Origin of the sequence: Streptomyces iconiensis (genome assembly GCF_028657195.3) — a bacterium.
GTDB classification, from domain to species: Bacteria; Actinomycetota; Actinomycetes; order Streptomycetales; family Streptomycetaceae; genus Streptomyces; species Streptomyces iconiensis.
In genome coordinates, this window is sequence record NZ_JANCPR020000051.1 from 39,635 (window position 1) to 58,849 (window position 19,215).

The window sequence follows — 19,215 nt, forward strand, 5'->3', positions numbered from 1 at the left end:
GAAGGCGCCCGAAACCGACGGGCCCGACCGAAGGAGACCCCATGAGTGAGGAGCCCACGGCTCCCGTCCTGCACGACCCGTCCTGGCACGACTTCGCCAGCGACAACTGCGCGGGCGCACACCCGCGTGTCATGGCCGCGCTCGCCGCGGCCAACGGCGGGCACCAGGACAGCTACGGCGGCGACGTCTACACCGCACGCCTCGGCGAGGTCGTACGCGAGCACTTCGGGCCGCGTGCCGAGGCGTACCCGGTCTTCAACGGCACGGGAGCCAACCTCGTCGCGCTCCAGGCCATGACCTCGCGCTGGCAGGCCGTCATCTGCCCCGACTCGGCGCACCTGAACACGGACGAGACGGCAGGGCCCGAGCACGCGGGCCTCAAGCTGCTGACCGTTCCCGCACCCGAGGGCAAGCTCACCCCCGAAGGCATCCGCAGATACACCCGTGACCTCGGCAACATGCACCACGCCCAGCCGGGCGTCGTCTCCGTCAGCCAGACCACCGAACTGGGCACCTGCTACACGCCCGGCGAACTGGAAGCGCTCGCCACCGAGGCGCACGCACACGGACTGGGCTTCCACCTCGACGGCGCACGGCTCGCCAACGCCGCCGCCACCCTGGGCGTCTCCCCCGCGCGGCTGACCACCGAGGCCGGCGTTGACGTCATCTCGTTCGGCGCGACCAAGAACGGCACTCTGTACGGCGACTGCGTCATCGTGCTCGACCCGGACGCCGTCTCCGGCACCGCGTACGTCAAGAAGGCCACCACGCAGCTGCCCTCCAAGGCACGGTTCGTCTCGGCGCAGTTGCTCGCGCTGCTCTCCGACGGGCTGTGGCTGGACAACGCGCGCCACGCGAACGCGATGGCCACACTGCTCGCCGACGGCCTCTCCACCGTCCCCGGCGTACGCCTGGTGTACCCCGTCGAGGCCAACGCCGTCTTCGCCGTACTGCCCGAAGGCATGGCCGAACGGCTCCGTGAGCGCTACTCGTTCGGCACCTGGGACCCCGACAGCGGGGTCGTACGCCTCATGACGGCGTTCGACACCACCGAGGACGACGTGCACACCTTCGTCAAGGCGGCCCGCACGGCCGGCTGACGCGTCCGCCGGTACCTCCCACCCCGCCGCCTGTGATCCACTCGTGCCGTGGAAGCGATATGGACAAGCGGTGTCGCGGTCGCCGGCACGCTCATCGGCGTGGTGGTCACGCACTTCTTCCAGCTCGACGCGGCACGCCGCGGTGAGCGGTTCGCACGGTCCGAGGCGCTCTGGCAGGAACGCATCGCCACGTACAGCGCGTTCGCCGCCGCGGCGGAGGAGTACCGCCGCGGCCAGGCGGAACGCTGGTACGGCAGGCAGCAGGACCCACAGGGCGAGGCGTTCCTCAGAGCGCGCGACGAGGCACACCGCCTGCGTACCGTGGCGAGGCAAGTGCTCTACCGCGTCGATCTGGTCACCGAGGACACGGAGGTCGTCCGTGCGGCCAAGCACGCCTACGACCGCACGCGGGACATGTCGACGGCGGGTGACCAGGCCGGGCACGATGCCCTGGACACCCTGGCGAGGCAGGCCATCGAGGACTTCGTGGCCCGCGCCTCGCCCCTGATCCGCTGAACGCACTCCCGCCGGGCCGCTGAACGCACGCCCGACGGACCACACCGGGATCACCGGGCGAACGGACAACGGGCGAACGGTCACCGGCCACGGTCACCGGCTCAACTCCCGTCGCCCGCCGGGGTGTCGCGTTCGCCGGCCGCTTGCTCGTCCTGCAGGCGATGCCGACGAAAGCGCCGGTCCCGCCCGCCGCCAGGTTCCGTACGGACGCGTCCGCCGTCAGGTTCCGTACGGAGGCCGTCCCGGCCGAAGAGCCGCATCAGCCGCAGCTCCTGCCCCGGGTGCCGAGTGCGGCGCGTACCGCGGGTACGGCCTCGGTGGCAGGACGGGAAGTGACATGACGGCCTCTTGGGCGGTCGGTGCGCCCCCACACGCGGGTGAGAAGGGGGGGCCTCGGCGGTCCGGCCCGGCCGCGCCGTACCCTCAGCGTCAGGCTCCTCGCGGCCGGAGGCCGGGGTTCTCCTCCGGGAGGCGCGCAACGGTCTCGGTGCGCTGTTCCGCGGCGTACGGCGTAGGAGGGGCGACGCCCGGGGGTGCGGCACCGGGGTGCTGCGCTTCCCGGGGTGCTCACCGGTGGCGCCGCACTGATGGATTCAACGTGGCCGACCACTCAAAGTAGTGCGGCTTCAGGCGCTCGGCAACGTAACCGGGTGCCGTGCCGCCCCGGCCGGCGACACGCGCCAACTGAAGCGCCCCTCCACCCCTGTTCACCCGCCGACGGCGGCGCGCCTCACATCCCGCGCGGGGCCCAGCACCCCGTGCGTCGCGGACGTATCGGTGATGGGATGCGGGGGAGGACGGGAGGGAGACTCCCGGCCCGCCCCCGTGAGGAGGACACCGGGAATGAGCCCCGCTGACACCGGCGAAGGTGCCGGGAACACCGCGTACGGCAAGAAGCCCTTCAAGCGGTCCAGGAGCCACTTCGCCGACCGGATCACCGCGGACGGCAGGGACGGCTGGCCTGTCGAGGCGGGCCGCTACCGGCTCGTCGTCTCCCGGGCCTGCCCGTGGGCCAGTCGCGCCCTGGTGGTCAGAAGGTTGCTGGGGCTGGAGAGCGCGCTCTCGCTCGGCGTCACCGACCCCATCCAGGACGACAGGAGCTGGCGCTTCACGCTCGACCCCGGAGGCCGCGACCCGGTCCTCGGCATCCGCTTTCTCCACGAGGCGTACGACAAGCGCGAGACCGGGTACCCCGGCGGTGTCAGCGTCCCCGCGATCGTGGACGTCCCCAGCGGTGAGCTGGTCACCAACGACTTCCAGCAGATCACCCTCGACCTGTCCACCGAGTGGAAGGACCACCACAGGCCAGGGGCGCCCGACCTGTACCCGGAAGCACTGCGCGACGAGATCGACGAGGTGGCTGAGGGCGTCTACCGCGACCTCAACAACGGTGTGTACCGCGCGGGCTTCGCCACCGGGCAGGAGGAGTACGAGAAGGCGTACGGCGATGTCTTCCGCCGCCTCGACCTGCTCTCGGAACGGCTGAGGGATCAGCGCTACCTCGTCGGGGACACCCTCACCGAGGCCGACATCCGGCTGTTCACGACCCTCGTCCGCTTCGACCCCGTCTACCACGGCCACTTCAAGTGCAACCGCAACAAGCTGGCCGGGGACCCGGTGCTGTGGGCGTACGTCCGCGATCTGTACCAGACGCCCGGCTTCGGGGACACCGTCGACTTCGACCACATCAAGCGCCACTACTACGGCGTGCACCTCGGCATCAATCCCACGGGCATCGTGCCCGCCGGACCCGACCTGTCGGGCTGGCACGAGCCGCACCACCGGGAACAGCTCGGCGGCCGGCCCTTCGGTGACGGCACCCCACCGGGCCCCGTACCCGCGGCCGAGGAGATCCCGGCAGCACACCGCGCCTGACGCGGCATCTGCGCCGGACACGCGGACGGGGCGCCCGGCCGTCCGCATCCCCCGGAGCCGGCCGAACCCTCGCAGCCGCCCTGAACTCCGCCGGACCAGGCCGGACGGCCCGTGCGGGTCACATGCCGTCCAGCTCCGCTCGGCTCCGGCGCAGAAAGTGGCGCTCGGCCTCATTGGCCGTACGGTTCAGCGCCGCCTCATAGGCGAGCGCCGCCTCGGAGCAGCGGCCGAGGCGGCGCAGGAGGTCGGCGCGTACGGCGTGGAAGACGTGGTAGCTCTCCAGCTCCAGCCCGTCCACCAGGGCCAGCGCCTCCGCGGGCCCGTGCACCTCGGCCACGGCGACCGCGCGGTTCAGCGCCACCACGGGTGTGGGTGTGAGGCTGAGCAACTGGTCGTAGAGACGCAGGATCTGGCCCCAGTCCGTGCGGGCAGCCGTCGTGGCCTCGCTGTGCACGGCGTTGATCGCGGCCTGGACCTGGCACGGGCCGGGACGGCGGCGCCGCAGGCAGCGGCGGACCAACTCCTGCCCCTCAGCGATCAGTTCGCGGTCCCACAGGCCGCGGTCCTGGCGGGACAGCAGCACCAGCCTCCCGTCGGATCCGGTGCGCGCCGCCGAGCGCGCCGAGACGAGCAGCATCAGCGCGAGCAGCCCCTCTGCCTCCGGCTCGTCGGGCATCAGTTCCACCAGCAGCCGGCCGAGCCGCACCGCCTCCGCTGCCAGGTCCTCGCGGTCCAGGCGCTCGCCCGAGCTGGCGGTGTGCCCCTCGTTGAAGACCAGATAGACGACGGCCAGCACGCCGTGCAGCCGCTCGGGCAGATCCGCGTCGCGCGGCACCCGGTAGGGGATGCCGGCGTCGCGGATCTTCGCCTTGGCGCGCACCAGCCGCTGGGCCATCGTCGGCTCCGGCACCAGAAAGGCCCGCGCGATCTCCGCTGTGGTGAGTCCGCCCAGCAGCCGCAGCGTGAGGGCCACCCGTGCGCCCATGCCGAGCGCCGGGTGGCAGCACGTGAACAGGAGCCGCAGCCTGTCGTCCCGCACGGGCCCCTCCTCCGGCTGGTCGTCCGCCGCGTACAGCAGGGCGGCCTGCGCGTGCCGGTCCTCGCGGGAGGCTTCCCTGCGCAGCCGGTCGAGTGCCCTGTTGCGCGCGGTGGTGACGATCCAGCCGGCGGGGCTCGGTGGCGCTCCCGCTTCCGGCCAGCGCCTGACCGCCTCGGTGAACGCTTCCTGCACCGCCTCTTCCGCGAGGCCGATGTCGCCGAATCGCCGTACCAGGACGGCCACCGCACGCCCGTACTCCTCCCGGAAGACCCGCTCGATCCCCGCTTTCTCCGTCGGCCGACCCGCCGAGGTCACCCGCAGCTTCCGCCCTGCAACGGCCTGACCTCGATGGGAAGGGTCATCGCGCGCGTCAGCTTGCGGCCCCAGGCGAGCGCGGCGTCCAGGTCGGGGGCCTCGATGACGGTGAAGCCGCCCAGGTGCTCCTTGCCCTCGGTGTACGGGCCGTCGGTCGTGAGCACCTCGTCCCCGCTCAGCCGTACGACGGTGGCCGTCTCGGGCGGGAAGAGGCCACCGGCGAAGACCCAGGCGCCGGCCTCCCGCATCTCGGTGTTCACGGCCTCGACCCGCTCCATGATCGGGTCCAGGACCTCGGGCTCCGGTGTCCCGCCGTCCGGCTGGTAGATGCTGAGCAGATACTGCCCCACGTCGCTCTCCTTCGGCTCGCGACCGGCCTCCTGCCGGTCTCTCACCCTTTATACGAACGGGCCCCGCCAGGATCGACATCCCGGCGGGGCCCGTTCGCCTCACTTCTCCTCGCGCCTCCGTGCGTACCCCTGAGCCGCGTCGCCTCCGCGTCAGGTCACCGTGAAGCTCGCCCGTGAGAAGCGCGCGTTGACGCCCTCGAAGGAGGGCTCCTCGGCGGGGGCGATGCGCACTGTCGGCACTCCGGCGCCGGACCACGCGGAGCCGCCGCGCAGGTCCCTCAGCGTCTCGGTGACGTCGAAGCGGAACGTCAGTCCCGCGCCGTCCTCCGTCATCTCCGCGTCCTCACCGACCGCCCCGAAGAAGGTGAGCAGGCCGACGAACGCGTCGCCGCACGGGTTGGTGTCCCGTGTGTCGTCGCCGAGGAAGACGCGGAAGTTCGTGCACGGCGGCGCGTCGGCGCGTACGCCCTCGAAGGTGAGCAGGACGAGGGAGGAGCCATCTTCCCCCGCGTTCCCCTCCAATGCGGAGCCGATGGCCTCCTCCCTGCCCGCTTCCGGGACGAGGTCGAGGGCGAGCTGCCCGGCGCCGAGCGCCGTCTCCTCGTCCGTGCCGGCGACCAGAACGGCGCCGACCGGCGGAACGACGCCCAGACGCGCCTTCGGCGGGGCGTCGGAGCCGGTGCCGTCGGTCAGGGACTCGTACTCGTACGCGTCCTCAGGGAAGGTGAAGACAGGACCCGTGAACCTGTGCTGTCCGCCGTTCTCGTCGCGCAGCACAAACGGCAGGTCCTTGCCGTGCTCGTGCTCTGCGTGCTGCGGCCGTACGGCCGGCCACTGCCAGCCCGTCGGCAGCGTGTGCCCCCGGGACAGCCACGCGTACCAGAGCCGGTCGATGTTGCAGTGGTGCAGCCAGAACACGGGGTCCTGGCCCGCCGTCGGCACCTTTCCCATCAGCCCGCCCACCGCCGTGTGCACATTCCCGTGCGGCCAGCGCTCCAGAACCGCGGAGAACCCGGACACCGCACGCCTGTCCACCGGTTCGAAGTGCCGCTCACGCATCGCCGCAGCGGGGTCGACCTGGTCGTACGTCATCGGCTCCGCGCCCCGGCAACGCCCGTTCGCATCATGGGGCTTGAGGTAGAGCGGGTTCGGACCCTCTTCCTGCCCCCGCGGGTCGCGCATTCTCTCCTGGCGGAGCGCCAAGGGGATCCTGCGGTACTCCTCGGCGGACTGCGCCCCGCCGAGAAGCGGGTCGAAAGCGGCGTCGAGATGGGCGTAGTTCCAGTAGGGAAGCGTCCAGTGCGCCTGGTCCCGCTGCCCCAGATCCTTGACGATGACGCGCCGGACAATCCGTTCAAAGTAATAGACATGCCAGCGGTGCCACGGCAGGAAATACTGGTTTCCATGAGGACACTGACGCCATTCGTCAGGGTCCGTCGGCCGCACACCCTCTGATTTCGGAACGCCGTGCGTGAAGGCTTGGAACAGCCAGGAGTCCGACGCGCTTCTGTCCTTCTTCTTCATCTCTCCGACGGCTCTGGCGTACCAGTACAGAACGGGGTCCCATGCCCCCGTCGTGGGATTCACCATCCCCGCGACATCCCGCCGTTTGAAACTGCTTCCCACGATTCCTCTCCCGTCACCGGCATCGGTGCCAGGAAAAACGTAGAAGGCGGAAATGGAGTCACCGAACCTGTGCGTGTGCCATCCACTCGTCCGTGTGGTGATCGCGTCGGATTCCTTGCCGACGGGCTTGCCAATGGGTGTGCCAATGGGTGTGCCCTCACATTCCGTGGAAGGACAGAAAAAGCGGCGCCGGGAGGAAACACAGCGCGGGAAAAAACACATGAGTGCGGCCAGGCATTCCGTGCTGCTCACAGGGCCGGGGCAGCGGCCTCGCTCGGACCGGGACTCACCGTCCCCGCGACAGCTGCCAACGGCCCGCGCACGCCGGCTCCTTCACGGCGCGGACGCGGCGGCCCCGCCCGTGCCCGTGCCCGCCCGTGGCGCGTCCGGTGAACCGGCCCCGAGCGGGAAGGAGAGCCAGGGCCGCCAGCGGGTGCCGTCGTGGACCACGAGATCGACGGTACGCACGCGCGCGGTGAGGGGCAGCCGGGGCGCCAGGTCCTTCTCGATCGCCGTATGGACGGCCTCACCACCGCTGTTGGCGACGGTCAGATGCGGGTCGAGGTCGCCGAACAGGCCGCCGTACGGGGGGTGTTCCGGCCACCTGTCCGTCACGGCCCTGGTGAGGGCGCGCAGGGGCGCCATGGGCTCGGGCACCAGGTACAGCACGCCGGGGAAGCGGGCGCAGCGGGCGAGTTCGAGGGCGAACGGCGGGTGCGCGGCGAACAGTTCCGTGAGCGCCGTGCGCGCCGTGGCGTCCACCATGTGGCGGTCGAGGAAGGGGAAGAGGACCGTGAGATGCGCGCTTCCGCCGTGCCGCGCCGCCGTGTCGTAACGCGCGCGCCAGCCGCTCACCAGGGCGTCCGCCTCCGTTACGGGCACACTCAGCGCCGTCGTACCCGGCGCGACCGGCCACTCGCCGGCCTCACCGTCCGCTCCCTCTGCCACTTCCTCCGCCACCTCGACCTCGTCCACAGCGGGTCACGCTAACGCCCCGCCTCTTCGTTCCCGCACCCGGTCCGCCACCCGGTCCGGTCCGCCATCCGGGGTCCGGGGCCCGGCAGCTGACGCCGGGGACAGGCCGGACCTCGTTCGCATCGAGAGGGGAAGCCGCACGAGTCCGCCCGTACCCGGACGCGGCGCTGACCGGTGCTGCCGGGGCGCACGTCGGGCTCAGGGCGTGCCGTGCGGCTGCCGAAGGGAGAGGGCATGCGCACTGTGCTCGATCGGACAGCGGCCCGCCTCTTCCCCGGTGACCCCGGCCACCACGGCGTGCTGCCGCCGCTGCTCGTGGTCCTCACCTTCGTCACCGGCATCGTCGACGCGGTCAGCTTCCTCGCTCTGGACCGCGTCTTCGTGGCCAACATGACCGGCAACGTCGTCTTCCTCGGCTTCGCGCTCGCCGGCTCCCACGAACTGTCCGCGCCCGCCGCGCTGCTGGCGCTCCTCACCTTTCTCGCCGCTGCGGCAGGCGGCGGGCGCCTCGTCGGCCACATCGGCCACCGGGAGCGGCTCTTCGCGACGCTGGTCCTGGTGCACGCCGTCCTCGTCGGCGCGTCGCTGGCCGGCGCGGCCTGGCGGGTCAGCCACTACGCGCTGATCGTGGCGCTCGCCTGCGGCATGGGGCTCCAGAACGCCGTCGTACGGGGGCTGGCCGTGCCCGACATGGCGACCACCGTGCTCACCACGACCCTGACCGGCATGGTCTCCGACCGGCCTGGCGCCCCCATGGTGCGGCGCCTGCTGTCGGTCGTCGCGATGTTCGCCGGCGCGCTCTTCGGCGCCTGGCTCCACCTACGCCACGGCGTCCCTCTCGCGCTGTCGCCCGCCGTGCTGCTGCTCCTCGCCGTCGCGGCGGCGGCCACTGTCGCACGGCGTGCGGCGCCGTGTTAGCTTCGGCCGCATGAAGTGAGGATTCCCCGCACCCCGCACCGCACCGCCCCCCGCGCGGCAGTTCGCGACGGCGCCGTACGAGCACAGCTCCGGTGTCCGGCGTGCCGTGCGGACGAGGCCCGTACCGCGTACGCGGCCTGTGGTGCGGACACGCATGCTTCCCGCTCACTTCCATGGAACGGAATCCTCATGACCGACACCCCACGCCCCGCGCACACCGAGAGCGGCAACGGAGCCGCTGAGGACGAGGCGTTCCTCGACCGCCTCGCCGACCGGCTCGCCTCTCTGCCCACCGTCGAGGCCGTCACCCTTGGCGGGTCCCGCACGACAGGCACACACGGGCCCGGCAGCGACTGGGACCTGGCGCTGTACTACAGGGGCGCCTTCGACCCCGACGACCTGCGCGCCGTCGGCTGGGAAGGCGAGGTCTCCGAGATCGGCGGCTGGGGAGGCGGAGTCTTCAACGGCGGCGCCTGGCTCACCGTCGAAGGCCGCCGTGTCGACATCCACTACCGGGACCTCGACACGGTCGAACACGAGCTGGCCGAGGCGGCGGAGGGCCGCTTCCACTGGGAACCGCTGATGTTCCATCTCGCGGGCATCCCCAGCTATCTGGTGGCCGCCGAACTGGCACTCTGCCGCGTCCTGCGCGGCACCCTGCCACGCCCCGACTACCCGGCACAGCTCCGCGAGAGCGCAGCGGCGCACTGGCGCGGCAAGGCGGCGGCGACCCTCCTGTACGCCGAGGCCAACAACGCTCCGCGCGGCGGTCTCACCGAGGTCGCGGGCGCGCTCGCCAACGCGGCCATGCAGACCGCCCACGCGGTCCTCGCCGCACGCGGCGAGTGGGTCACCAACGAGAAGCGGCTCCTCGCCCGCGCCGGCCTCCGCGCCGTCGACGGCATCATCGCCGGGCTGACCACGGACCCCGGCGCGCTGAAGCGCGGCATCGAGGAGGCCGAAGCACTGTTCGAGAGCGTCGGCCGGTCCGCCTGGGAGCCAGCGGGTCCAGGAGTCAGTGAGTCCGGGAGCCAGTGAGTCAGTGAGTCTGAGAGCCAGTGAGTCTGAGAGTCCGGGATGAACGACGGCACACGGGAGACGGCCGAAGGCACGTTCAGCGCGGCGCCTGTGCACGCGTGGCGGATCGAGGAGCGTGAGTACGCGCGCCAAGAGACGCGCCGCGGGCGGCGGTTCGCCTACCCGCTGCTGCGGCCGGCCCGTACCGCGCTCGTCGTGGTCGACATGGTGCCGTTCTTCGTGGAGGCCAACCCGTACTGCCGTGGCATCGTCCCGAACATCCAGCGGCTGGCCACGGCGCTGCGCGCAGCGGGCGGCACGGTGGCATGGGTGCTGCCCGCCGTGGCCGAACCCACCCCGGCGGCCGAGGAGTTCTACGGTCCCGAGGCGGCCGAGGTCTACCGCACGGCGGGCGGTACGGGCCCCCTCGCGGGGCGGCTGTGCGCGGACTTCACCGTGCGCGGGGAGGACCTGCTGGTCGAGAAGACGGCGCCCAGCGCCTTCTTTCCCGGCCGCTGCCCGCTGCCCGGGCTGCTGGAGGAACGCGCGGTCGACACCGTCCTGATCACCGGCACCGTCACCGACGTGTGCTGCGAGTCCTCGGCGCGGGACGCCGCCACGCTCGGCTATCGGGTCGTCCTGGTCGCGGACGCCAACGCGGCGGGCCGCGACCAGGACCACAACGCCACCCTGCGCACCGTCTACCGCTCCTTCGGCGACGTACGCGCCACCGCCGAACTCCTCGCGCTCCTCGGCGGTGAGCGCCGGGTGTGAGGTCGACGCGCCGCCCGCCGGGTACGCGCCGCCCGTGCGGGACGGGCGGGGGGCGTTCAGGCGCCGCGCCAGACCGTGGTGGCGTTGCAGAACTCGCGGATGCCGTGGTCCGCCAGCTCCCTGCCGTAACCGGAGCGCTTCACGCCGCCGAAGGGCAGCGCGGGGTGGGAGGCCGTCATGCCGTTGACGTAGACGCCGCCCGCCTCCAGATCGCGGACGAAGCGCTCGATCTCCGCCTCGTCCTGGGTCCACACATTGGAACTGAGCCCGAAGGACGTGTCGTTGGCCAGTTCGACGGCCTCGTCGATACCGGCCACGCGGTACAGCGTCGCGATGGGTCCGAACGCCTCCTCGCGGTGGATGCGCATCGCCGGTGTGACCCCGGTGAGCACCGTCGGCTCGTAGAACCAGCCGCGGTCGAAGCCCTCGGGGCGCCGGCCGCCGCACAGGGCCGTCGCGCCCTGGCTGAGCGCGTCGTCCACCAGCTCTTCCAGGTCGGCGCGGCCCTGCTCGCTGGAGAGCGGGCCGACGTCCGTCGCCGCCTCCATCGGGTCGCCTACGGTCAGCGCGCGCATCCCGTCGGTGAACCGTTCGGCGAACGTGTCGTACACGTCCGTGTGCGCGATGAACCGCTTGGCCGCGATGCACGACTGGCCGTTGTTCTGCACCCGCGCGGTCACCGCCGTGCGCGCGGCTGCCTCCACATCGGCCGACGGCATCACGAGATACGGGTCGCTGCCGCCGAGTTCGAGAACGGTCTTCTTGACCTCGTCGCCCGCGATCGACGCCACCGAACGGCCGGCGCCCTCGCTTCCCGTGAGCGTCGCCGCGACCACACGCCGGTCGCGCAGGATGCCCTCGATCGCGCTGGAGGGGACCAGCAGGGTCTGGAAGCAGCCCTCGGCGAAGCCCGCCCTGTCGAAGAGGTCTTCCAGGTACAGCGCGGTCTGCGGCACGTTCGACGCGTGCTTGAGCAGCGCCACATTGCCCGCCATCAGCGCGGGTGCCGCGAAGCGGATCACCTGCCAGAGCGGGAAGTTCCACGGCATGACGGCGAGTACGGGCCCCAGCGGGCGGTACCGCACCCGTGCGGCGACGGCGCCCGTGTCGCGTACGTCGGACTCGGCCGGGTGCTCGTCGGCGAGCAGGCTCTCGGCGTGCGACGCGTACCACCGCATCGCCTTGACGCACTTGGCCGCCTCGGCCTCGGCTGCCTTGAGCGTCTTGCCCATCTCGGTCGTCATCATCCGCGCGACGTCCCCTGCCTCCTTCTCCAGCAGGTCGGCGGCGGCGTTCATCAGGCGCGCGCGGTCGGCGAACGAGGTGGTGCGGTAGCCGCGGAACGCGGTGTCCGCCGCGGCGATACGCCGCTCGATCTCCTGCTCGCCGAGCGGGTCGAACGTCCTGAGGGTCTCGCCGTCAGCGGGGTTCACCGTGGCGATCGGCATGAAGAACCTCTCAACTGTCGGTTGAACATGGGGCGTTGACCGGTACGCGTCGGTGTCCGACGCGTACGCGGGGGAGTTCGTTGTGCGTGCGTGCGGACGGTGCGCGGGGTGCGGCGTCCGTCCGTGGTGCGCCGTCGCCGGGTCAGCTGTACCGGGTGGGCGGGAAGGCTTCCCTGTCCCTGCGCGCCGCCAGCTGGTCGGGGTCGAGTTCGCCCTCTCCCAGCTCCCTGTCGACCTCGGCGCGCTCCTCGGCGTACTGCCCGCTGTCGGTGACGCGCTGCGAGGGCTCGGTGTCGGTCGCGGGGGGCACCTCGTCCGGGTTGTAGTCGTCCACGCCCGCGTCGACGCGTTCGGCCTCGGTCATCCGGGCCAGTTCCTCGTCGTCGGGATGCCTCGGCATCCCCCCGCTGATCTGCCGTTCCTGAGGGCCGCGTGCCTGGTCGGCGCGGTTTCCGGCCTGGTCGGGTTGCCGCTTGGACATGTCCTGCTCCTCACCTCGCGGGAAGGTGCGTTCCCTCCCCAGGGAACACCCATCGGCGCCGGAGCACCAAGCGGGAACGTGGACGGGGCGGGCGGGGCAGGCGGACCGGGGCGGACGGTGGCCCCGGTGGCCGGCCTGTTCCCCCGGCGCCTCCCGCACCTTCGCCCCGAGCTCCCCGCGCTTCCTGCGTTCCCTGCGCTCCCCGTGGTCCCGCGTTCCGGCACGTCCCGGTACGTTCGTACGCTCGGGAGCCGCCGCCATGCGTCATGCGCCTCCGGGCGGGCACCCGGAGCGTGCCTTGATCGTTCGTGGGATTGGCTGTGCACAGTGCATTACACGTGAGGAACGTTCATGACCCATTCTGACCACGACGCGCGCGTACGCCCCGCCGAGCCCGGGGACCTGCCGCTCGCGACCCGGACGCTGACCCGTGCGTTCGCCGACTACGCCTTCACCCGGCATGTGATCGCTGCGGACGGGCACGCGGCGCGGGTGGCGCGCTTCCAGGAGCTGTTCCTGACCCACATCGGAATGCCGTACGGGCGGGTGTGGGTGGCCGACGGCTCGCAGGCCGTCTCCGTCTGGACCACGCCCGAGCACGACCCTGGGCCCGGGTTCGCCGAGATCGGTCCGCTGCTCAACGAGCTGGCAGGGGACCGGGCTCCGTACTTCGAGTCCGCCGAGCAGGTGCTGGAGCCGTACCGCCCGCGCGAGCCCGCCTGGTTCCTCGGCACGGTCGGCGTCGACCCCGGGAGCCAGGGCAAGGGCCTGGGGAGCGCGGTCGTGAGACCGGGGCTCATAGCCGCCGAGGCGGCGGGGGTGCCGGCCTACCTGGAGACCTCCAGCGAGCGGAACGTCGACTTCTACGAGCGTCTCGGTTTCACCGTCACGGGCACGGTCGACCTCCCCGGCGGAGGACCCCGCACCTGGTCCATGCTCCGCCGCGTCTGAGCCGCGCCCTGCGGGCCGGACGCGCCCGTGCGCTGGTCCCGGCGGGAGCGGCAGCCCGGTCACGCTGTGTCCGGTCACGCGGCGGTCGGGTCCGTCCGGTCACGCGCCCGCCGGGTCCGTCCGGTCACGCGGCGGTCGGGGCCGTCGGTCAGGTCGCGGGCTGCTCGGCGGGCAGCGTGGCGCTGTCCGTCGCGGCTGCGCAGAGCCGGTTGTGGATGCCGCGCCGGGCCCTCGCGTACGGAGCGGAGTCGCCGTGCAGGACGGACTCCGCGTTCGCGGCCTCCAGCAGGGCGATGATCTCGAAGGCGAGCTGCGGGAGATCCGTATCCCCGGCGATCTCCCGCACCTCCCGTGCCTCCTCCAGTGTCCGTTCGACAAAGGCGGTCCACTCGGCGCGTGCAGCGGCGACGCTGTCGTGGACCCTGCCGTCGCGGGCGTCGAACTCGGCCGAGACCGAGGCGAAGAAGCACCCGCCGGGGAAGATGCGGCGCTCGGAGTAGGTCAGCCATGACACGCACAGGCGCCAGACCCGTTCGAGCCCGGGCGGCGACTCCAGCGCCGGGCGCACCACGTGCTCGGTGTAGATCCGGGTGGCCGCGCGCACGGTGGCGAGCTGGAGTTCCTCCTTCGAGCCGAACAGGGTGAACACGCCGCTCTTGCTGAGCCGCAGACCGGTCGCGAGGCGGCCCAGCGACAGCGCGTCGAGCCCCTCGGTCGACGCGATCTCCACGGCGCGCGCCAGCACCAGCCCCCGCGTCTGGTTCCCGCGCTCAACTCGTCCGTCGGTTCGTCCGTCGGTTCGTGCGTCCGTGCGCCCGTGGGGTCGTCCGTCGGTTCGTCCGTCGGGCTGTGCTGCCGACACTCGCATCATCCTCCTCCGCCGCATCCTACTTAGTGGACGGTCGTGCGGTCACTGTGCAAGAGTCATCTAACCGCACGATCGTGCGGTTAGTTTTCTGGTCGGATTCCCGCCGGGTGCCAGGCTTCCCCGCGGGTTCCGGTACCGGAGCTGTACGGCGGCGAATTGGGGGCGCGATGACGACGCGTACGACATCTGAGGGCGGCAGGCCGAGGGGCGGACGGGGCAGGGCCGAGCGGGCAACGGGCGCGCTGCTGAACGCGGTGGGAGCCCTCGCGCCGGCCCCGGCCGGTGATCTCACGTTCCTTCTCTTCCGCCGCCCGCTGCTGCGCGGCAAAGTGCTCCCCGCCGAACAGGCGGTGCACGACCGGGCCGGGCGCGACGAACTCCTCGTCGACGGCGAGCGGGTGGTCACCTACCGGTGGGGCGACGGCGAGCGGCCCGTGCTCATGCTGCACGGCTGGCGCTCCCGTGCCTCTCGCTTCGCCGCCTTTGTGCCCCGGCTGGAGGCGCTGGGGCTCAGCCCCGTCTCCTTCGACGCGCCGGGACACGGGGACTCGGGGGGCAGTGCGACGACGATCCTCAGGAACGTGGAGGTCGCGCGGCGCCTCCAGGACAGGTACGGCGCCTTCCACTCCGTACTCGCGCACTCCTTCGGCGTCACCTGCGCCTACCTCGCGCTGCGCGAGGGCGTCAGGGCTGAACGCCTGGTCGCGGTCTCAGGAGTGAGCCACTTCGGCTTCCTCGTCGAGGAGTTCGGCCGCAGGCTGGCGCTCACGCCCCGGCTCGGTGACGGGCTGCGTACCAGGGTGGAGGAGCGGCTGTTCCCCGAGGTCGACGACCTGTGGTCACGGTTCGACGGAACGTGGCGCCCCGCCGAGATCGGCGTTCCCACGCTGCTCATCCACGACGAGGACGACCCCACGGTCCCCCTCCGGCAGGCGCATCGGCTCCGTACGGCACACGCCCCGCACGCCGAACTGACGGTGACAACGGGGCTCGGACACCGGAGGATCCTCGCGGCCCCCGCCGTGCTCGCGGGAGCGCTCGGCTTCCTCCAGGGCACCGGCGAGGCCGACAGCCGTCCCGCGCCGCCCCGCTCGGATCCGGGGCCCGCTTCGGGTGCACTGCCCCGCGCGGGTGTGGGGTCCGGTTCGGGTCCGGGGCCCGGTCCGGGCGTGGGGTCCGGCTCAGGTGTTGGGTGAGGAGGCGCTGATGTCGCCGAGCGCCGATGAGGGGTCGCGTTCGACGGCCAGGTCGCCCAGGGAGACCATGCCGACGGCCTCTCCGTTGTCGACGACGGGCAGCCGGCGCAGGGTGTGCTCCCGCATCAGCCGGACGGCGTGCCCGATCTCGTCCTCCGGCGAGGCCGTCACCAGTTCGGGGCTGCACGCCTCGGCCACTGTCGTCTCGTCGGGGTTCTTGTGCGTCGCGAGCACCCGTACGACCAGGTCGCGATCCGTCACCAGGCCGCGCAACTCCGCGCCGTCCCTGACCAGTACGGCGCCGATGTCCTCGTCCCGCATCCGCTGGGCCGCCTCATTGACGCTGGTCAGCGCGCCCAGGGCGACGGGCGCCGGGGTCATGACCTCACGTACTCGCTGAGCCATCGCTTCCTCCTGCGACGGGCGGCGGCACCTGCTGCCACCGCTGGAGCCCCCGGGTACCCGGACCGCGCCCCTCCACTCGTGGCCGGGTGCCCGTCCCCCTGGGCTCCGTGGGGAAGCGGCAACCGGACCGGTGGGCACGCGCCGCCGTTTGAGGCTCCCGTGGGGAGGTACTGGCGGCCGGGCGTGGGTGGCTGTCGTCGATGCGCTGTTGCGGAGGCTCTCCGTGGTCCTCACCGTGGTGTTCGGGGCCGCACTGCTGGTGGCGGTGCTGCTGTCGGGGCTCGCCGCCAGGTCGGTGTTCTCGACCTCGTTACTGTTCCTCGCGGGCGGAGCCCTCGTCAGCGACGGCTTCCTCGGGCTGGTCCACATCGACCCAGGCAGCGACGTGGTGCGCTTCACCGCCGATCTGGCCCTCTTCGCCGTGCTGTTCACCGACGGCGCGCATGTGTCGTTCCCCGCGCTGCGCAGAGGCTGGCGCCACCCAGCGCGGGCGCTGGGGCTGGGCATGCCGCTGGCGTTCCTCGGCATCGCGCTGCTCACCCACTACCTCGCGGGGCTGGACTGGCTGACCTCGTTCCTCGTCGGGGCCGTGCTCGCGCCGACGGACCCCGTGTTCGCCTCGGCACTGGTCAGCCGCACCGAAGTGCCGCGCAGGCTGCGCCAGTTGCTCAACGTCGAGAGCGGCGTCAACGACGGACTCGCGCTGCCGTTCGTCCTTGTCCTCATCGCCGCCATCGGCCCCACCCGGGACCCGGGCGCCGATACGGAACCCGCCGCCATCGCCGCCGAGCTGGGCCTCGGCCTCGCCATGGGTGTCGCGCTCCCGCTGCTCGTACGGCTGCTCACACGGGCCAGGGCGCTGGGCGCCGAAGTCCGCCTGCAACCGCTGCTTCCCTGCGCCGTCGGCGTCACCCTGTACGCGCTCTGCCACGTGCTGCACGCCAACCCGTATCTCGCCGCCTTCGCCGCCGGCGCCGTGCTCGCAGCCGTGTCCCCCGACGCCACCCGGGCCTTCGGACCGATGGGGGAGTCGCTGACCGAGCTGGCGAAGTTCGCCGCGCTGCTCGTCTTCGGGGCACTGCTGACCCCGAAGCTGCTCGGCGAACTCACCCTCGGCGCCTGGGCGGTCGTCCCGCTGGTGATCCTGCTGGTGCGCCCCGTGACGCTCACCCTGTCACTGGCGGGCACCGAATTCGGCCTGCGCGAGAAGCTCGCCGCCGGCTGGTTCGGCCCCAAGGGCTTCGCCTCCGTCGTCTACGGACTGCTCGCACTGAAGTCCGGGATACCGCAGGGCGAGGAGGCGTTCGTCCTGGTCGCCGCCGTCATCGCGTTCTCCGTCGTCGTACACAGCACGACGGACGCGCCCCTCGCCCGGATGTTCCACGTAGAGGAACTGGCGGGCCTGCGCGACGACGGCGCACTCGGGGAGAGCGACAACGGCGCGCTCGGGGAAGGCGACGGCACGCGTCAGGAGAGCGGCGGCGCGCGTCAGGAGAGCGGCGGCGCGTCCCGGGCGGAGGACGCGACCTGACCTGACCTGACCACTGCACCTGATCACTGCACCTGACCACTGCGCCCGCGCGCTGCCGGACCGCGCTCCGTCCGCATGGAGGCAAGCAGCCGCACAGCGGTGGCGGCTGGTCCGGGCTGAACGCTACGGACCGGTCGTGCGGGTTCCCTTGCCAGTGTCGACTGGCGCAGTTCGACAAATGCCAGCACCCGGCCACCCGGCCTGTGACGCACGACACCTTGGTGCCCTGTTCTGCTCACCGGCGCGGGTGCTTTTGCCGTTCCTGCTGGTCGGAACGGGTAGGCCGGGCACTCGAACCCCAGCAGCATCACGTTCCGTGGACGCTTCATGATCAATGGGTGATATTTCTCAGGCGTCGATGAGTTTGCGGTCCCGGAAATCGCAAGGGTGGGGCCAAGGGATCAACTACTCCCTTGTGCGGGCCAGTTGTTCGCACCCGACAGCACCGCCCCTCAGCGTCGAGGGCCGCGGTGAGCCCTCTTGGAGGACGCGTGAGCGAAGGCGATGTCAGCAAGAACGTATCGCCCCGAGAAAGCAGTGCCGGCGAGACCGCCGAGGCCCGCCCCGGGCTGCCGCTGGACTTCGAGGGCTTCTACCTCGGTCACCAGGAGTTCTTCCACGCCTTTGCCGAGATCCACCTCGGCAGCCGGAGCACGGCCGAACACGTGGTGCACCGGGTCTTCCTGGAGATCCTGGGCGGCTGGGGCCAGCTCCTGCGGCAGGACGACCTGGAGGAGCAGGCACTCGCGGTCCTCCACCGGTGCGTCAGCGACCGTCTACGGCGCGACGACCGGCCGGCGGCGTTCGTCATCAACGCGCCCATAGCCCACAACCTGCGCGCGGTCCGTGACCAGTTGGAGATCAGCCCCAGCTCCTGCGGCCTGTACGAGGCGATCCTTGAGCTGCCGACCCGGCAGTTCACCGTCATCGCGCTGCGCTACCTCCTGGGCTACAGGACCACACAGATAGCCCGCTACATGGGCCTTGACACCCGCACCGTCGACTACCACGGCCGTAAGGGCAAGGAGCGGCTGCGGGTGCGGCTCGGCCTCCCGGAGAACCCCCGCAAGACCAAGAAGGAGGGCCACGGACAGTGACCAGCATCGACGACCTCTTGGCCAACGCCCGCGTCCCGACGACATCCGGTGACGCCTTCGACGTCGGCGCCGCGCTGCGCCGCCTGGCCCGGGACGCAGCCGAGGCCATCCCGCCCCGGGACATGCTGCGCTCCGCACGCGCGGGTGAGCACCTGTCGGTGATCTGCCGCTGGTACCTCAACAGGCCGGACGCCGCCGACCATGTCGACCGTCTCGCCCAGGACCCTGACACCGACACCCCGGCCGACGTTCGCGAGGAGCAGCTCGACGTCGACGGTGCCCTGGTCTTCGCCTGCCTGCTCCATCTCACCGAGCACCCCGAGAGCGCCCAGTTCTGGTGGCAGTTGGCCGCCGGCGCCGGTCATCGCGCCGCTGCCTACTGCCTCCACCTCCACCACTTGGCGCGGGGGGAGACGAGGGAGGCGCAGCACTGGATCCACCAGGTCACCGACACGCTGCTCGACACCCCGGCGCCCGACAAGGACTTCCTCGTCTCGCTGGAGAAGATGACCCGCTTCGTACGCGTCACCGGATGCACCCGGGCCAGCCCTCCCACCGGGGGACTGGAGATGGAGGTCGTCCGCCTCGCCGCCTCGGGCACCGGCTCCTGCATCATCCTCAGACGCCCCGACCGCGGCCTTGCCGCGCAGCTCCACCGCTTCAACGCCCCGGACAACAGCTACGGCTGAACCCGCCAGGACACGCGCGAAGGAGCCCTCACCCGGCCTTCGGG

19 protein-coding genes are annotated in these 19,215 nt (G+C 71.8%); 11 read left to right on the plus strand and 8 right to left on the minus strand.

Annotated features, from left to right (window positions below; all coding sequences use genetic code 11):
• Positions 1-41 precede the first annotated feature (41 nt).
• The 3 genes from NMN56_RS35225 (at position 42) to NMN56_RS35235 (ending at position 3,491) form a co-directional block, all read left to right on the plus strand.
• Positions 42-1,100: a threonine aldolase family protein gene (locus NMN56_RS35225; protein WP_274041266.1), complete on the plus strand. Its 1,059-nt coding sequence runs from the start codon at positions 42-44 to the stop codon at positions 1,098-1,100.
• A 48-nt stretch (positions 1,101-1,148) separates the two neighbouring features.
• Positions 1,149-1,616, plus strand: coding sequence for a hypothetical protein (locus tag NMN56_RS35230; protein ID WP_274041265.1), 468 nt, complete (start codon positions 1,149-1,151; stop codon positions 1,614-1,616).
• 843 nt (positions 1,617-2,459) lie between these two features.
• Positions 2,460-3,491, plus strand: a complete 1,032-nt coding sequence (locus NMN56_RS35235; RefSeq protein WP_274041263.1) for a glutathione S-transferase family protein — start codon at positions 2,460-2,462, stop codon at positions 3,489-3,491.
• A gap of 118 nt (positions 3,492-3,609) precedes the next feature.
• On the opposite strand, the gene NMN56_RS35240 is transcribed toward NMN56_RS35235, so the two are convergent.
• The 4 genes from NMN56_RS35240 to NMN56_RS35255 form a co-directional block, all read right to left on the minus strand.
• Positions 3,610-4,845, minus strand: coding sequence for an RNA polymerase sigma factor (locus tag NMN56_RS35240; protein WP_274041262.1), 1,236 nt, complete (start codon positions 4,843-4,845; stop codon positions 3,610-3,612).
• Positions 4,842-5,195 (minus strand): YciI family protein, encoded by a 354-nt coding sequence (locus NMN56_RS35245; RefSeq protein ID WP_274041261.1) that lies wholly within the window; start codon positions 5,193-5,195, stop codon positions 4,842-4,844. Before NMN56_RS35245 ends, NMN56_RS35240 begins: the two co-directional genes overlap by 4 nt.
• A gap of 150 nt (positions 5,196-5,345) precedes the next feature.
• A complete protein-coding gene (locus tag NMN56_RS35250; RefSeq protein WP_274041260.1) occupies positions 5,346-6,821 on the minus strand; it encodes a tyrosinase family protein in 1,476 nt (491 codons plus the stop codon).
• 333 nt (positions 6,822-7,154) lie between these two features.
• Complete coding sequence (locus tag NMN56_RS35255; protein ID WP_274041259.1) at positions 7,155-7,796, minus strand: 2'-5' RNA ligase family protein; 642 nt, start codon at positions 7,794-7,796, stop codon at positions 7,155-7,157.
• A gap of 234 nt (positions 7,797-8,030) precedes the next feature.
• Here NMN56_RS35255 and NMN56_RS35260 point away from each other — a divergent pair, with 234 nt between their 5' ends.
• From NMN56_RS35260 to NMN56_RS35270, 3 genes are all read left to right on the plus strand, one after another.
• A complete protein-coding gene (locus NMN56_RS35260; protein ID WP_274041258.1) occupies positions 8,031-8,714 on the plus strand; it encodes a YoaK family protein in 684 nt (227 codons plus the stop codon).
• A gap of 189 nt (positions 8,715-8,903) precedes the next feature.
• Complete coding sequence (locus NMN56_RS35265; protein WP_274041257.1) at positions 8,904-9,752, plus strand: nucleotidyltransferase domain-containing protein; 849 nt, start codon at positions 8,904-8,906, stop codon at positions 9,750-9,752.
• A gap of 39 nt (positions 9,753-9,791) precedes the next feature.
• Positions 9,792-10,505 (plus strand): isochorismatase family protein, encoded by a 714-nt coding sequence (locus tag NMN56_RS35270; RefSeq protein ID WP_274041256.1) that lies wholly within the window; start codon positions 9,792-9,794, stop codon positions 10,503-10,505.
• Between the two features lie 56 nt (positions 10,506-10,561).
• Here the strand turns inward: NMN56_RS35270 and NMN56_RS35275 are convergent, their stop codons facing one another.
• Both NMN56_RS35275 and NMN56_RS35280 read right to left on the minus strand, forming a co-directional pair.
• A complete protein-coding gene (locus tag NMN56_RS35275; protein WP_274041255.1) occupies positions 10,562-11,953 on the minus strand; it encodes an NADP-dependent succinic semialdehyde dehydrogenase in 1,392 nt (463 codons plus the stop codon).
• A gap of 142 nt (positions 11,954-12,095) precedes the next feature.
• A complete protein-coding gene (locus tag NMN56_RS35280) occupies positions 12,096-12,434 on the minus strand; it encodes a DEAD/DEAH box helicase (protein WP_274041254.1) in 339 nt (112 codons plus the stop codon).
• Positions 12,435-12,785: 351 nt separating this feature from the next.
• Here NMN56_RS35280 and NMN56_RS35285 point away from each other — a divergent pair, with 351 nt between their 5' ends.
• Positions 12,786-13,385 carry a GNAT family N-acetyltransferase gene (locus NMN56_RS35285; protein ID WP_274041253.1) on the plus strand — a complete coding sequence of 200 codons (600 nt, stop codon included), beginning with the start codon at positions 12,786-12,788 and terminating at the stop codon, positions 13,383-13,385.
• A gap of 148 nt (positions 13,386-13,533) precedes the next feature.
• Here the strand turns inward: NMN56_RS35285 and NMN56_RS35290 are convergent, their stop codons facing one another.
• Complete coding sequence (locus tag NMN56_RS35290; RefSeq protein WP_280842690.1) at positions 13,534-14,130, minus strand: TetR/AcrR family transcriptional regulator; 597 nt, start codon at positions 14,128-14,130, stop codon at positions 13,534-13,536.
• Between the two features lie 290 nt (positions 14,131-14,420).
• On the opposite strand from NMN56_RS35290, the gene NMN56_RS35295 reads away from it, so the two are divergent.
• Positions 14,421-15,449 (plus strand): alpha/beta fold hydrolase, encoded by a 1,029-nt coding sequence (locus NMN56_RS35295; protein WP_274041252.1) that lies wholly within the window; start codon positions 14,421-14,423, stop codon positions 15,447-15,449.
• On the opposite strand, the gene NMN56_RS35300 is transcribed toward NMN56_RS35295, so the two are convergent.
• The gene (locus NMN56_RS35300) at positions 15,435-15,854 is read right to left on the minus strand and encodes a CBS domain-containing protein (RefSeq protein WP_274041250.1); all 420 of its coding nucleotides are present in this window, start codon (positions 15,852-15,854) and stop codon (positions 15,435-15,437) included. The genes NMN56_RS35295 and NMN56_RS35300 overlap by 15 nt on opposite strands.
• A gap of 223 nt (positions 15,855-16,077) precedes the next feature.
• Between NMN56_RS35300 and NMN56_RS35305 the strand changes: the two genes are divergently transcribed.
• The 3 genes from NMN56_RS35305 (at position 16,078) to NMN56_RS35315 (ending at position 19,171) form a co-directional block, all read left to right on the plus strand.
• Positions 16,078-17,385 carry a cation:proton antiporter gene (locus NMN56_RS35305; protein WP_274041542.1) on the plus strand — a complete coding sequence of 436 codons (1,308 nt, stop codon included), beginning with the start codon at positions 16,078-16,080 and terminating at the stop codon, positions 17,383-17,385.
• 491 nt (positions 17,386-17,876) lie between these two features.
• Positions 17,877-18,482, plus strand: a complete 606-nt coding sequence (locus tag NMN56_RS35310) for a sigma-70 family RNA polymerase sigma factor (RefSeq protein ID WP_274041249.1) — start codon at positions 17,877-17,879, stop codon at positions 18,480-18,482.
• Complete coding sequence (locus NMN56_RS35315) at positions 18,479-19,171, plus strand: hypothetical protein (protein WP_274041248.1); 693 nt, start codon at positions 18,479-18,481, stop codon at positions 19,169-19,171. The genes NMN56_RS35310 and NMN56_RS35315 overlap by 4 nt, the downstream gene beginning before the upstream one ends.
• The last annotated feature ends 44 nt before the right edge of the window (positions 19,172-19,215 follow it).